This is a genomic window from Mesorhizobium sp. P2_C5_2, from assembly GCF_056404535.1.
Map to the genome: position 1 here is coordinate 519,350 of NZ_JBFUDV010000002.1, position 14,205 is coordinate 533,554.

A 14,205-nucleotide genomic window follows, 5' to 3' on the forward strand; every position below is an offset into this window, starting at 1 on the left:
TCCCTCTCGTTGGATGCCCACACGATACATACTCTGGACACATGTGTCCAGACACTTGTGTCCAGAGCTTGCGCAGAATTCCGCGCCATGGCACTTGTGTGTCCATGATCATGATTGCTCCGCAGGCCGAGCCGGCACCCGGCAACATCAAGGTGACGCGCCAGGACTGGATCGATCTGGCGCTGCAGACCCTGGTCTCGGACGGCATCGAAAGCGTGCGGGTGCTGACCCTCGGCCAGAAACTCGGCGTCTCCCGCTCGAGCTTCTACTGGTATTTTGAGAGCCGCCAGGACCTGCTCGACCAGTTGCTCGCCCATTGGCATGACACCAACACCAAGGCGATCGTCGAGCGCGCGAAGCGGCCGGCCGAAACCATCATCATGGCCGTCTTGAACGTCTTCGAATGTTGGGCCGATGAGCGCCTGTTCGATCCGCGGCTCGATTTTGCCGTCCGTGAATGGGCACGGCGCTCCGACGATGTTCGTGCCGCCATCGACCAGGCCGACAACGACCGTCTCGGCGCCATCCGCGAGATGTATCGCCGGCACGGCTATCCCGAGGAAGACGCCTTCATCCGGGCACGCGTGCTCTACTACATGCAGATCGGCTACTACGTGCTCGACCTCAAGGAGCCAGTCGAAGCGCGGGTCAGCCATCTCGCCGCCTATCTGCGCGCCTTCACCGGCCAGGAGCCGAGCGAAGCGGATGTGGCGCATTTCATGCACTTCATCGCCGCACGCTGATACAGGCCAGCATGCCCATGCTCAACAATCCGTGCGGTGTGGCCCGGCTGCCCTTGTGAGCCGGGCTGAAATGGATGAATAGTCTTTGCTGGGTATGCCCGCCCTGAAATTGCCCGCTTGCGGTTCTCAGGTCCGGGTGGGGTGAGTTTCGGGAATGGCCAGTCCTTTAGAACGACGTCCAAGAAGAAGAGGTCCGATCGCCGCAGCATTGCTGGCGGTGGATGCCTGGATCGATTCCTCGCTCTACGAAATCGGCTTCAAGGCCGGCCAGTTCTGGGAATCGGCAACCATTTTCTCGCGGCGCTTCCGCGTCACCGGTTGGCGGCGCGGCATTATCGAGGTGCTGAGCGAAGGTTTCACCATGGGCGCCGGCGGCTTCGTGGTGCTCCTGGCGCTGGCCATGCCGGCCTTCCAGATCACCACAGGCGACTGGCGCAGCCAGGGCGATTTCGCCGTTACCTTCCTCGACCGCTACGGCAATGAGATCGGCCAGCGCGGCATCATCCAGCGCGATTCCGTGCCGGTCGACGAGATGCCGGACCATGTCATCAAGGCGGTGCTGGCGACCGAGGACCGGCGTTTCTTCGAGCATTACGGCATCGACGTGCTCGGCCTGTCGCGCGCCATCTTCGAGAATGTGCGGGCCAATTCCGTCGTCCAGGGCGGCTCCAGCATCACCCAGCAGCTGGCCAAGAACCTGTTCCTGTCGAATGAGCGGACCTTGCAGCGCAAGATCAAGGAAGCCTTCCTGTCGCTGTGGCTGGAGGCCAATCTGTCGAAGAAGGAGATCCTCCAGCTCTATCTCGATCGCGCCTATATGGGCGGCGGCACCTTCGGCATCGAAGCGGCGGCGGATTTCTATTTCGGCAAGAGCGTCAAGGACCTGAACCTTGCCGAGGCGGCGATGCTGGCCGGCCTGTTCAAGGCGCCGACCAAATACGCCCCGCACATCAACCTGCCGGCTGCCCGCGCCCGCGCCAATGTGGTGCTGTCGAACCTCGTCGATTCCGGTTTCATGACCGAAGGCCAGGTGCTGCAGGCAAGGCTGCATCCGGCCGAGATCGTCGACCGCGGCGAGCAGAAGAGCCCGGACTATTTCCTCGACTGGGCCTTCGACGAGGTCAAGAAGATCGCCAAGCCCGGCCAGCATTCGCTGGTCGCCCACACCACTTTCGACGCCAACATCCAGAAGGCGGCGGAAGAATCCGTTGAATTCCATCTCCGCCAGTTCGGCAAGGAATACAACGTCACCGAAGGCGCCGTCGTGGTGATCGAGACCAATGGCGCGGTGCGCGCCATTGTCGGCGGCCGCGACTATGGCGCCAGCCAGTTCAACCGCGCCACCAAGGCGCTGCGCCAGACCGGTTCGTCATTCAAACCTTACGTCTACGCCACTGCGATGGAACACGGCTTCACGCCGGACTCCGTCGTCTCCGGCGGGCCGATCAGCTGGGGCGGCTGGTCGCCGCACAACTACAATGGCGGCTCGGCCGGCAATGTGACGCTGATCACGGCGATCGCCAAGTCGATCAACACCGTGCCGGTGCGGCTGGCCAAGGACTATCTCGGCATCGGCCCGATCAAGGCGATGGCGGAATCATTCGGCGTGGAATCGCCGCTGGAATCGCACAAGACCATGGTGCTCGGCACATCGGGCATGACGGTGATGGACCAGGCGACGGGCTACAGCGTGTTCGCCCAAAACGGCTTCGTCGGCTCCAGGCATGGCATCACCCAGCTCGTCACCCGCACCGGCGATGTCGTCTACGACTTCGCCAAGGATGCGCCGGCGCCGCATCGGGTTTTGTCGGAACAGGCGTTGATATACATGAACACCATGCTGGCGGCAGTGCCGGCGATCGGCACGGCGCGGCGCGCGCAGCTGCCCAACATCGTTGTTGCGGGCAAGACCGGTACGACGCAGTCCTACCGCGACGCCTGGTTCGTCGGCTTCACCGGCAACTACACGGCCGCTGTCTGGCTCGGCAATGACGACTTCACCCCGACCCGCAACATGACCGGCGGCACGCTGCCGGCGATGGTGTGGCAGCGGCTGATGGTCTACGCGCACCAGAATATCGACCTGAAGCCGATCCCCGGCCTCGACAAACCTTTTGTCGACGAAGAGATCGCCGCCAAGGCCGACGAAGCGGAGAAGAAAAATGCCGAGCAGGCGGCCGCCGACGCCGCCGCCGAGCGCCCGCCGGTGCTGTCCAGCCGCACGACGCAGACACTGCGCGAGATGACCAAGGTGTTCCAGGCCGCACCCGTGCTCGATGCACCATCGACGCCGGAGACCTTGTCGGCGCTCTGATCCGCCATTCCACAGGGCCGCTTGCCCTGCGGCCTGCCCCGCTATATCCCCGAACGACAATTCTCTCGTCCCGGTTCTTCATGCTCAAGACCGCCTTTTTCACGCTGCTTTCGCTAGCCATTGCCATCGGCGGCGGCGGCGGCAGCGTCTGGTATGCGCTGCAGGCGCAGAGTGGCGTCGGCGCGATCAGCATCGGCCAATGGACCGCCTTCCCCGAGATCGGCACGCAAGACGCCGACCCCTATTCGAAGGCCCGCGTGGCGCGTGAGGGCGTGCTGGCGCTCGGCAAGGCGGAGGGGCTGTCCTTCATCGCCGAGCGCGATGCGGCCGGCGATGAACTTCAGCGGCAATGCGACTACAGGATCGAAGGCAGTTTCCCCACCGCCCGGTTCTGGACGCTTTATGCCGCGGATCAATCGCTCGGCGTGGTCGACACCGGCAAGCCGCGGCTGGCGGCGCTGCAATCCTACCAGGTGCTGCGCCAGCCCGACAATTCGGTGATCATTGCCGTCGGCAATCGCCCGGCGCCCGGCAACTGGCTTCTGACCGAAGGCTTTGGCCGGATGTATTTCGTGCTCACCTTCTACGACACGCCGATCGCCTCAAGCACCGGCCTTTCCGACGTGACGCTGCCCCGCATCGTCAAGGCGGGCTGCAATGCGTAGGCTGCTGCACGCCATCCTGCTCGGCCTGCTCGGCGCCGGCATCGTCCACATCGTGGTGCTTTTGCTGGTGCCGGAGTTTACCGAGCGCGACGCCTGGTCACGGCTGGCGATGGCGTCCGACCTCTACAAGATGACCAGGCTCGACGCCGAGGCCGGTGGCGCGCCCGTGGTGAAGTCGGTCGATCCGCTGTTTTACGCCGCCGCCTGCCGCTTCGACCTTGCCGAAGGCATGGTGCGCATCAAGGCACCGGGCAGCGTGCCGTTCTGGTCGGTCTCGGTCTATGATCGCAACGGCCACAATTTCTATTCCTTCAACGACCATACCGCGACGGGCAACAAGCTCGACACCGTTGTGCTGACGCCGGCACAGATGATCGACGTGCGCCGGGAACTTCCGGAGGATTTGCAAGGAGCGATCTTCGTCGAAGCGCCGATCGAGGAAGGCATCTTCGTCATCCGCGCCTTCGTGCCCGACGACAGCTGGAAGCCGATTGTCGAACAGTTTCTGGAGCAGAGCTCCTGTGAACTGCAAGACTACTGATCTCCAGCCCGATGAGGCCGCTCAGTGGTGCGGAACAGGCGTCCGCGGTGTGCCTGGCTTGTCCGAACCGGCCGGCCGCGCCTCGCCCGCCACTGGCGGTTGCTCGTAGCGGACGCCGGGGAAAATGATCACCGCCGCCGGCGCGCCGGTGTCCTGAACTGCTCGATTAACTGGTGCCCGTCGCGGCACAAAAGACAGTACCATGCCCATGGTTCGCGTATTCCTCTCGGTTGCCCCGGAGCACAACGCAACGCCTCCGAATGTGATTAAGGCAGGCAGAGGGTTAACGGAGCGCTAACGGATCGCCGCTAATTTGATGTTTGTTCCAGGCCTCAAGCGAAACCGACACAGTTGCGGTTGAGCATGGTCCGGGTCGTGTCGAGTATCGGGCGTATCTTCCGTGTCAGCTTCGGATTTCAGGCAAATCGCCATACGGACGGAGTCGGGAAAAGCCGAAAGGCTTTTTCGCGCCGCCGTGTCGGCGTTCTGTTCGCTGACCCGCCCGTCGCGCCGCGAGATCGCGCAGCTCGAGGATCTGACGCTGCCGCTGTTCGACAGCGTGTCGGTCGAATCGCGCCGCTACGTCGCCGCAGCCCTCTCTGAATGCGAATATGCCCCGGCCGCCCTGGTGCGGCGGCTTTGCGAGGAGCCGGTCGATGTCTGCGCGCCCCTGCTGGTCCGTTCGCGGGCGCTGAGCGATATCGACCTCATCGCGCTGATCGGCCGCCACGGCCTGCCCCATGCGCGCGCCATGGCTCGCCGCAAGGGTCTGAACCCGACGATCGCGCAGCTGATCAAAGCGCTGGAAAAGCCGACTTTGGTGCGGGTGCGGCAGCCCGAGCCGATCGCCGAAGTGGCGGACGACAGTGCCGAATCCGCTGCCGCCGCTTTCAGCTCACCAAAACTGCCCGGCAGCGCTGCCGAAAGCGCCAGGCGCCGGTTGCGCGCGATGATGCTCGCCGAGAGCGAGGCGACATCGGTCAATCCCTTCGTCGGCTCAGCAACCTACGGCAAGCTGCGCGAAACAGCACTGACCGGCAATGCCGCCTTCTTCCAGACCGCGCTTGCTGACACACTCGACATCGACTTCTCGACGGCGCGCGCGCTGACCGAGCATTCGAGCTACCTCTTGCTGCTCGCCGCCTTGCGGGCGCTCGACCTCAGCGAGGACAGGGCATTCCTGATCACGGTCGCCGTCTACCCCCGGGAGTTTCCGCACCCGCAGGCGATCCGCATCTTCCTTGACCGCTACCGGCTGCTGCACCACGAGGCGGCCCTCGAAAAGCTCCGCGTCTGGAAAGCCGAAACACTATCGACGGCCGTTCGCGGCAACGCGCACGTCGCCGCGAACGCCGACCAGGCGCCAGACAGCAACGCTGCCGGGGCCAGCCTCAAGGCGTCTTGACGGAGAGAAGATCTTCGACGGGAACCGTCCCGGCTTCGATCTCGACCACCCAGATATCGGGATCGAATTTTTTCTCCCGCTCAAGTCTGGCATCGAGCACCACGGCATCGTCGCCGGCGCCGAGCAACGTGAAAAACCGGTCGTCCGGTTTGGCCGAATCGTAGCTCGTCTGCGGCGCCGGCCCGAACAGGGAGACCCCGCCCAGCCTGCCGCGCGACAGCACGAAGACAGCCCCGGCCTCGGTCGCGCCACGCTTGGCGACAGCCGCGAAGCCGCCGGCGCCGAACACACGGCGCAGCAGGGCCGACACCCAAAGATCGGTGGTTACGCGCATGGCAGGGTTCTGGACGACATGCGACCGGTAATATCGGGATTCTTGCTCAACCGCGAGCAGATGATGACCGTTCCGACAGCCATTTCCTAACAAACCTTGTTAGGAAATGCGCGAAATGCTAGGATAGATGAATGAAAAATCAGCCCATGCGCACCCTCACCGTATCGCTAACGCCAAAGCAGGTCGCTCTCCTGCAGGACGCCGTGGATGGTGGAAACTATGCATCCAACAGCGAAATTGTCAGAGAAGCGTTGCGCCTGTGGGAGCAACGCGAGGAACTCCGCGTTCTTGAATTGGCTCACCTCAAACGGGCCTATGATGAGGGCATGGCGAGCGGCGAAGGTCAGGAGGTCGACCGCACCGCTTTCTTGCGCGCTTTGAAGGAAGAACGCGCGGCCCGTGGCTAAATATCGGCTTACCCCACGAGCCTCTCAGGATTTGCAGGATATTTGGCGCCACATTGCCGTCGATAGTGAAAAGGCGGCTGACAGACTGATAGGGCGTATCTTCGACAAATTGGAACTCGCCTCTGAGCACCCTCAAATGGGGGCGGCGCGGCCGGAGTTGAGCTCCACGGCCCGTATCCTGGTGGAAGGGCGCTATATTATGATCTATGAGCCAACACCCTACGGCATTTTGGTCGTAGCGATTGTCCACGGAATGCGCGACCCGGAGCAGTGGCTCAGTTAACTGGCCATAGGGCTGTCGCTGCTCTCTTCAGTTCGTCAGCCCGATTTCGCGCATCTTGACGTAGACGACCTCGTCGGGCTCGCCGGTCTGCGGCAGGCCGAACAGCGACTGGAATTCCTTGATCGCGGCCTTGGTGCGGGCGCCGACGACGCCGTCGAGCTGCATGTCGTCATTGCCGAATGCCTTCAACCCGGCCTGAATCTTGACAATGCGGGGATCGGGCGCCTGGGCGGATGCCGGCGCGGAGACCGGAATTGGCGCGGGTACAGCCGCGGGCGCGGCAGCGGGAGCAGCGGTCATATCCACCGGCCGTGGCGCCGGATGCGGGATGCCTGCTGTCGTCTGTTTGGCGCCGAGCTGGTCGAGCAGGACGGCGTCGATCTCACCGGATGCCGGCAGGCCGACCTTCTGCTGATAGGCTTGGATAGCCTTGTAGGTATTCGGCCCGGAAATACCGTCGACGGTGCCTGTGTAGAAATCGAGATCCTTCAAGATGCCTTGCACCTGCTCGACCGTCGGGTCGCTCTTGGCCGGCGTCGGGCCAGGCCGCAGGATGTTGATGGTGGTTTCAGGTTCGTCTGTGCCGGGGCGCGGAAAACCCTCGATGCTGCGGGTGGCGAAGAAGGCGCCGGCATGCGGAAACGGCTGGTACCACAGCGCATTGGCGGAAACATAGAACAGCGTCACCAGGAAGGCGGTCGAGCCGCCGACCAGGACCGGATTGCGCGAGATCGCGCCGCCGAGCGCAATCGCGCCGGTCTCGAAAGCGCTGCTGCGGCGCTTGACCGCCTTAGGCTGTTTTGCGGAGCGAGCCATTCCTGTCCCCTTTCGCGTCGCCCTTCGTCCTGGTCACGGGCATCGGCAGCACGCCGTTCCTGTCGGTCGCGCGCTTCTTGGGCCCATTCACCGGAAGGCTGATCGTCACTGTGGTCCCCTCGCCCGGCATGCTCTCGATCGACATCGTGCCCTCGTGCAGCGCCACCAGGCCCTTGACCAGCGAGAGGCCGAGCCCGGTGCCCTCGAAGCGGCGGGTATAGTCGTTCTGGATTTGCATGAACGGCTTGCCGAGATTGGCGAAATCTTCCTCGGCGATACCGATGCCGGTGTCCCTGACCCAGAAATGCAGCCGCGAACCGATCCGCTTGGCGCCGACGACGACATCGCCGCCATCGGGCGTGAACTTGATCGCGTTGGAGACGAGGTTGATCAGGATCTGCTGCACGGCGCGGCGGTCGGCATTGATCTCACCGGCGTCGGGCGCAATCTGCGCCTGGAGGTCGATGTTCTTGGCATTGGCCTGCAGCTGCATCATCGACTGGCACATGTCGACCGCCTCGATGAAGCGGAATGGTTCGGGCTCGGTCGCATAGGCACCGGCCTCGATCCTCGACACGTCCAGGATCGAGGTGACGACGGCAAGCAGATGCTGGCCCGAATCCCTGACCAGGCCGACATATTCCTTCTGGCGCGGGTCCTTGAAGCCGCCGAACATCTCATGCAGCAGCATGTCGGAAAAACCGATGATGGCGTTGAGCGGCGTGCGAAGCTCGTGGCTGACGACCGCCAGAAAGCGGCCCTTCGCCACCTCGGCCGACGCTGCCGCCTCATTGGCGGCGGCAAGCTCGTCGCGCAGTTCGGCGATCTCGTCGTTCTCGCGCAGCAGCAGAGTGAAGGTCTCCTGCTGCCCTTCGGCCCGAACCAGTTCGAGCTGGAATGGCCGGTAATTGTCGGCCGTCGGAGACTTGCCGTCCTGCGGCAGGCGTACGCGAAGATCGAGCCGCCGCGCCAAGGCGCCATCGCGCAGGTCGGCAAGGGCGCTCAGATAAGCAACGCGGTCGGACAGATGGATGCGGTCAAACAGCCCGGCGCCGAAAAGCAGTTCCGGCGGCAGCTTCAGGATGGTGCGCGCCTTGGCCGATGCATCCAGGACCTCGCCATGCCGGGCGACATGCAGGACAACGGCGTCGATCATGTCTTCGAGGTGCTCATTTGGAAGCAACGCAGGCTGTGCGCGTGCGGCATCGCCAAGAGTTGCAAGGCGGGGAACCAGCGTCAGCCCCCAGGCCAGCGGCAGCAGCCAGTGCCACGCCGCGACTTGCACCGCGCCGAGCGGAACGACAGAGCCGACAAAGGGCTGCAGCAGCACTGCGGCAAGGGCGGAAATGCCGCCCCAAAGTGCCGCGCGCTTTGAACTGCCTATCCACCAGGCTTCGAATGGCAGCGCCAGGGCCAACAGCGCAACCGGTGACGCCAGGCCGCCCGCGGCCGCGATGGCCCCGGCAAGGGCAAGACCGCCGGCGACAAGCGCGACCTGAGCGGCCAGCGCCATCTTGCCTGACGCAGCCACCAGCAAGGCGGCGAACCAGCAAAGACCGAAGGCGGCGAAAATGGTTGCGACCGTGACGGCGGCGCCCATGCCAGAGGTGACCAGCGTCACGGCAGCGCCCGCGGCAAAGAACGGAGCGGCAAGCATGGTGCCGATGAACCGGCGCTGGCGCAGGCGGCCATCCCGGCCGACGATGGCGGGATGGACCATGCGTTCGCAACCGGCCGCCAGCGCGCCAGGCAGTTCAAAATATCTGGACGTTGTCAAACTCAACGCAACGCACTCGCACCCGGTCGTGACTGCCCCTGCTTTGCAGGTGGCTCTTGTTGATTTGAAAGTCGCATCCAGCGTTTAAGGAATGAATAAGGCTGACCGGAGCAACGCCCGCGCTTCGGCGAAAATTGCGGCGCCGGCGCCGGAATGCACCGTCATTTGCGGCCATAGTAAACGGAGCGTTATGTGCGAAAGGCGTGCCTGCGGCGGCAGAATCCTGAGCCGGCATGCCTCCACTTCTGGATATCACCATGCAGAACAATCGCTTAGATGGTTACCGCAAGATGAAGAAAATTGCCGGCATTTGAAGCCAATGCATTGCAAAATGCTTCGTTTCGAATTTGCCTAGAATTTGAGGAAAATTTTTACTGAGCAAGCAAGCCGTCCTTTGCGCCTCTTGTGCCATTGTCGGTGTGATAAAAGAGGTCATGGCGCATGGACGCATGATCCGGTCATGGACGAGAGGGCAATTCGATGGGCTTTCTGATTAGAATGGCGTTCTGGTTTTCGCTGGTGCTGCTGGCGCTGCCACTGAGCGTCGGCTCCGACGAGGAGGGCCACCAGAGCGTCGGGCCGATCCAGGCACTGTTTGCGGCGCGCGAGGCGGTCGGCGACATCGCCGGCATTTGCGAGCGCAAGCCCGATGTCTGCGAGACCGGCAAGTCGGCGATGCACACGATCACCGCCCGGGCCAAGGAAACCGCCAAGATCGCCGCCGCCATGCTGGACGACAACAGCACCGAGCCCGCGACGTCGCCCGATACCTCACTGGCCACCGGCAGCGTCGCCGAGGACATCGTGCTGCCGGCGACAGTTAACATACCTGCCAACCTGGTAGCCAAGAACTAAACACCGTTTCCGCTGTATCTGCAGCGACACCGCAGGCCGGTCGGACCTCTCGACGCCTGCGGTGCTTTTCTTCTTTTTCCGTGACGCCGCAGCCGCGGATGACTATATGCCAAGCAATGGCCACGACGATCCAGACGATCCGCGACGACTTCTCCTTGCTCGACGAGTGGGAAGATCGCTATCGTTATGTGATCGAGCTCGGTGAAGCCCTACCGCCATTTCCCGACGCCGAACGCAATGCCGTAAACAAGGTGCCCGGCTGCGTCAGCCAGGTCTGGCTGACCACGAGCCGAGCGCCGGGCGCCGATCCCGTGATCACCTTCACCGGCGATTCGGACGCTCATATCGTGCGCGGCCTGGTCGCCATCATGCTGGCGCTGTTTTCGGAACGGACTGCCAGCCGGATCCTGCAAACGGACGCAGAGGCGACGCTGAAGTCACTCGGCCTTGACGAACATCTGTCGCCGCAGCGCGCCAATGGCTTGCGCTCGATGGTCAAGCGCATCAAGCGCGACGCCGAAATGGCGCTCAAGCAGACCGCTTAATCCCGGAAACAAAAACGGCGCCTCGAAGGCGCCGTTGATCTTGTCGAACTGGAGCCGGTGTTACCGGCCCTTGCGCTTGCGGCCGAGGCCCATCTTCTTGGCCAGCTGCGAACGGGCAGCGGCATAGTTGGGGGCAACCATCGGATAGCTGGCGTCGAGATTCCACTTCTCGCGGTATTCATCGGGCGTCAGACCGTAGTGGGTCATCAAGTGACGCTTGAGCGACTTGAACTTCTTGCCGTCTTCAAGACAGACGATGTAGTCGTCATGGACAGAACGCTTCGGGTTTACCGCAGGCTTCTGCTTGTCGGCCGGAGGTTGTTCGCTCGTTCCGCCCACGCGCCCGAGAGCGGCATGGACATCGGCGATAAGATTCGGCAGCTCGCCGACTGGCACGGGATTGTTGCTGACGTAGGCCGCCACCACATCGGCGGTCAGCTCGATCAGCGCATCGCTATTTCTGGAAGGTGTTTCGACGATATCCATGGTGTTTAGGCCCCAACGAAAGATGTTTCTGTTTGCGCCCTTTTTGAGAGATCGGGCATGGCGCGAATTTCACGCGGGAAGAGCTTCATGGATTCGCGTCCGGGCATCTTAATGAGCCTGCGGACCAAGTAAGTCAATTCGCATCTTGCGCTATATTCAACGATATTCATCGAATAGTCGCTCTTCAGCTTCAATCTTTCGTGCACTCTGTAACTTCGCGATATTTTCTGGTCGGACCAGAAGCAGCATGACCCAACGTCATGCCGGCATTACATCAGCGATTTCGGATAAAAGCTTCGGCTATGCTTGGGCGCGGCACGGCCTGTCCCCGCGATCGGATTCGGCGAGAACCATAGGTTGCGGACATTTACTGCCGCTCGCAAGCAAAACGGACAAAAGCCGCTGGAATCACCCAACTCAATATGGAGTAAGGTATTTTCCATAGACCCAGCCAGTAACAAAACCGCCATTTTGTGCCGGATCGTGCCAAACTTGACACCATTGGTAGCGGATTGCCTGTTTCTGCTTCCAGCGCGGCTGGCCGGCGATCTCCAGAAGGTTCAGCCCTCCCGTGCACTTGCCGGTCATCTGCAGGATCGTCCCGTTGGGATAGGCGGCCTGCTTCTGGGATGCGTTGGACGGATATTTGCGAACGTTGAGCGTGTCGCCGAACGGCACGCCAGCCACTTGCCAAGCGGCAAACGCGGTTGCATGAGACTGGCCGGTGAAGGCCAGAACGGTCGAAGCGACGGCGAGAGCCGCAGCGGTGCTAGTATAGAAATTCATCGTCCTCTCCTCCTGTACATCTTCTGGGCTCATCTTCCCGAGCCCGCCGCCACCAATGCATCCCGGCCCTTGAACCCGCGCTGATCGGCGTGTTCATTTGCCATTCAAGTAACTTCTTCAGTGAGACGCAATGACCAAGACCCCAGCCTTTCCGACCGCCAGCCCGCCGAGCCCTGAGAAACAACCTGTCTTCGACACGCATCACGGCATTACCCGCACCGACGATTATGCCTGGCTGAGGGCGGATAACTGGCAGGCGATGTTCAGGGATCCTTCCCTGCTCGACGGCCGCATCCGGACCCATCTCGAAGCCGAGAACGCCTATCAGGCAGTGCTGATGGCCGACACTGCCCAGCTTCAGAAACAACTGTTCGGCGAGATGAAAGGACGCATCAAGGAGGACGATTCGACGGTGCCGATGAAGGATGGCCCCTATGCCTATGGCTCATCCTTCAAGCTTGGCGGCGAACAGCCACGCTATTTCCGCATGCCGCGCGATGGCGGCGACGAGCAGATCCTGCTCGACGGCGACGCGGAAGCCGAGGGCAAGCCCTATTTCCGCCTCGGCGGCGTCGACCATTCGGCCGACCATGGCAAGCTCTTGTGGGCGTTCGACGACAAGGGCTCGGAATTCTTCACACTTCGCGTGCGTGACCTCACCAGTGGCAAGGAATTGCCCGACCAGATAGAGGCCACCAGTGGTGGCGGCACCTGGAATGCCGGCGATGACGGTTTCTTCTACACCAGGCTCGACGATAATCATCGCCCGTCCAAGGTGCTGTTCCACGCGCTCGGCGGCAACCCTGAGAATGACCGGCTGATCTATGAGGAGACCGATCCCGGTTTCTTCATGGATGTCGGCGGCACGCGCTCCAACGAATGGATCATGATCGGCATCAACGATCACGAAACCTCGGAATACCGACTGATGCGCGCTGATCAGCCCCTGGCCGAGCCAAAGCTGGTGGCGACGCGCGAGATCGGCCTGCAGTATGATCTGGAGGAAGGTGGCGACATCTTCTTCATCCTCACCAATGCCGACGGCGCCAAGGACTTCAAGATCATGACGGCGCCGGCCAATGACCCGGTTCGCGCCAACTGGGAAGAGCTGGTGGCGCACGAGCCGGGCCGGCTGATCCTGTCAGTGGTCGGCTTTAGGGATCATATGGTCAGGCTCGAGCGCAAGGAAGGCCTGCCGCGCATCGTCGTGCGCGACCGCCGCAGCGGCGAAGAGCACCTGATCTCATTCGACGAAGAGGCGTTCTCGCTCGGCCTGTCGGGATCCTATGAATACGACACCGAGATCATGCGCTTCACCTATTCGTCGATGACGACGCCGGCACAGGTCTTCGACTATAATATGCGCAACCGCGAGCGCGTGCTCTTGAAGACCCAGGAAGTGCCGTCCGGCCACAATCCGGAGCACTATGTCACGCGCCGGCTGATGGCGCCCGCCGCCGACGGCGAGTTGGTGCCGGTCTCGCTGCTTCATCATCGCGACACGCCGCTCGATGGCTCGGCACCGTGTCTGCTCTATGGCTACGGTTCCTACGGCATCGCCATTCCGGCCGCCTTCAACACCAACTGGTTCTCGCTGGTCGACCGCAGCTTTGTCTTTGCCATCGCCCATGTCCGCGGCGGCAAGGACAAGGGCTATGGCTGGTACGATGACGGCAAGCGGGCGCATAAGATGAACACGTTCACCGATTTCATCGCCGTCGCGAAGCATCTCGTCGCTGAGCGCTACACCCAGAATGACCGCATCGTCGCCCAAGGCGGCTCGGCCGGCGGCATGCTGATGGGCGGGATCGCCAACATGGCCCCTCAAAGTTTCGGCGCCATCGTTGCCGAGGTTCCCTTCGTCGACGTGATGACCACCATGCTCGATGCAAGTTTGCCGCTGACACCGCCGGAATGGCCCGAATGGGGCAATCCGATCGCATCAGCGGAGGACTACCGGATCATCGCCGCCTACTCGCCCTATGACAATGTCGCGGATCACGACTATCCGCCGATCCTGGCGCTGGCCGGCCTTACCGATCCGCGCGTCACCTATTGGGAGCCGGCCAAATGGGTGGCGCGGCTGCGCGAGCGCAAGAGCGGGACCAATCCGGTGCTGTTCAAGATCAACATGGATTCCGGCCATGCCGGCGCGTCGGGCCGGTTTTCCCGGCTTGAGGAGATCGCCTACACCTATTCCTTTGCACTGAAGGTGACCGGCAAGGCAGAGACTGCAACGGAGGCGTAG

General features: G+C 62.5%; 15 protein-coding genes. 10 read left to right on the top strand and 5 right to left on the bottom strand.

Annotated elements, in window-relative coordinates:
• Window positions 1-104 precede the first annotated feature (104 nt).
• The 5 genes from AC1D1B_RS09435 to AC1D1B_RS09455 all read left to right on the top strand — a co-directional run bounded on the left by AC1D1B_RS09435 (window position 105) and on the right by AC1D1B_RS09455 (window position 5,668).
• Window positions 105-743, top strand: a complete 639-nt coding sequence (locus tag AC1D1B_RS09435; RefSeq protein ID WP_477331429.1) for a TetR/AcrR family transcriptional regulator — start codon at window positions 105-107, stop codon at window positions 741-743.
• 154 nt (window positions 744-897) lie between these two features.
• Entirely contained in the window at window positions 898-3,057 is a 2,160-nt protein-coding gene (locus AC1D1B_RS09440) for a transglycosylase domain-containing protein (protein WP_477331431.1), read from the top strand.
• An 80-nt stretch (window positions 3,058-3,137) separates the two neighbouring features.
• The gene (locus tag AC1D1B_RS09445) at window positions 3,138-3,722 is read left to right on the top strand and encodes a DUF1214 domain-containing protein (protein ID WP_112564152.1); all 585 of its coding nucleotides are present in this window, start codon (window positions 3,138-3,140) and stop codon (window positions 3,720-3,722) included.
• On the top strand, window positions 3,715-4,263 hold the full coding sequence (locus tag AC1D1B_RS09450; RefSeq protein WP_477263755.1) for a DUF1254 domain-containing protein: 549 nt from the start codon (window positions 3,715-3,717) through the stop codon (window positions 4,261-4,263). Before AC1D1B_RS09445 ends, AC1D1B_RS09450 begins: the two co-directional genes overlap by 8 nt.
• Before the next feature lie 400 nt (window positions 4,264-4,663).
• Window positions 4,664-5,668: a hypothetical protein gene (locus AC1D1B_RS09455; protein WP_477331433.1), complete on the top strand. Its 1,005-nt coding sequence runs from the start codon at window positions 4,664-4,666 to the stop codon at window positions 5,666-5,668.
• Here the strand turns inward: AC1D1B_RS09455 and AC1D1B_RS09460 are convergent.
• On the bottom strand, window positions 5,655-6,002 hold the full coding sequence (locus AC1D1B_RS09460) for a DUF1491 family protein (protein ID WP_477331435.1): 348 nt from the start codon (window positions 6,000-6,002) through the stop codon (window positions 5,655-5,657). The genes AC1D1B_RS09455 and AC1D1B_RS09460 overlap by 14 nt on opposite strands.
• Window positions 6,003-6,133: 131 nt before the next feature.
• Between AC1D1B_RS09460 and AC1D1B_RS09465 the strand changes: the two genes are divergently transcribed.
• Both AC1D1B_RS09465 and AC1D1B_RS09470 read left to right on the top strand, forming a co-directional pair.
• A complete protein-coding gene (locus AC1D1B_RS09465) occupies window positions 6,134-6,409 on the top strand; it encodes a type II toxin-antitoxin system ParD family antitoxin (RefSeq protein WP_477331437.1) in 276 nt (91 codons plus the stop codon).
• Window positions 6,402-6,692 carry a type II toxin-antitoxin system RelE/ParE family toxin gene (locus AC1D1B_RS09470; protein ID WP_477331439.1) on the top strand — a complete coding sequence of 97 codons (291 nt, stop codon included), beginning with the start codon at window positions 6,402-6,404 and terminating at the stop codon, window positions 6,690-6,692. Before AC1D1B_RS09465 ends, AC1D1B_RS09470 begins: the two co-directional genes overlap by 8 nt.
• Before the next feature lie 27 nt (window positions 6,693-6,719).
• Here the strand turns inward: AC1D1B_RS09470 and AC1D1B_RS09475 are convergent, their stop codons facing one another.
• Window positions 6,720-7,508 (bottom strand): peptidoglycan-binding domain-containing protein, encoded by a 789-nt coding sequence (locus AC1D1B_RS09475; protein ID WP_477331441.1) that lies wholly within the window; start codon window positions 7,506-7,508, stop codon window positions 6,720-6,722.
• Window positions 7,483-9,228, bottom strand: a complete 1,746-nt coding sequence (locus AC1D1B_RS09480) for a PAS domain-containing sensor histidine kinase (RefSeq protein WP_477331443.1) — start codon at window positions 9,226-9,228, stop codon at window positions 7,483-7,485. Before AC1D1B_RS09480 ends, AC1D1B_RS09475 begins: the two co-directional genes overlap by 26 nt.
• 537 nt (window positions 9,229-9,765) lie before the next feature.
• On the opposite strand from AC1D1B_RS09480, the gene AC1D1B_RS09485 reads away from it, so the two are divergent.
• Complete coding sequence (locus AC1D1B_RS09485; RefSeq protein WP_477331445.1) at window positions 9,766-10,140, top strand: DUF5330 domain-containing protein; 375 nt, start codon at window positions 9,766-9,768, stop codon at window positions 10,138-10,140.
• Between the two features lie 116 nt (window positions 10,141-10,256).
• Window positions 10,257-10,685, top strand: a complete 429-nt coding sequence (locus AC1D1B_RS09490; RefSeq protein ID WP_477331447.1) for a SufE family protein — start codon at window positions 10,257-10,259, stop codon at window positions 10,683-10,685.
• 60 nt (window positions 10,686-10,745) lie between these two features.
• Here the strand turns inward: AC1D1B_RS09490 and AC1D1B_RS09495 are convergent, their stop codons facing one another.
• Both AC1D1B_RS09495 and AC1D1B_RS09500 read right to left on the bottom strand, forming a co-directional pair.
• Window positions 10,746-11,171: a Ros/MucR family transcriptional regulator gene (locus AC1D1B_RS09495; protein ID WP_181058877.1), complete on the bottom strand. Its 426-nt coding sequence runs from the start codon at window positions 11,169-11,171 to the stop codon at window positions 10,746-10,748.
• Window positions 11,172-11,588: 417 nt separating this feature from the next.
• The gene (locus AC1D1B_RS09500; RefSeq protein ID WP_477331449.1) at window positions 11,589-11,990 is read right to left on the bottom strand and encodes an SH3 domain-containing protein; all 402 of its coding nucleotides are present in this window, start codon (window positions 11,988-11,990) and stop codon (window positions 11,589-11,591) included.
• Between the two features lie 97 nt (window positions 11,991-12,087).
• Here AC1D1B_RS09500 and AC1D1B_RS09505 point away from each other — a divergent pair, with 97 nt between their 5' ends.
• Window positions 12,088-14,205 carry a S9 family peptidase gene (locus AC1D1B_RS09505; RefSeq protein WP_477331451.1) on the top strand — a complete coding sequence of 706 codons (2,118 nt, stop codon included), beginning with the start codon at window positions 12,088-12,090 and terminating at the stop codon, window positions 14,203-14,205.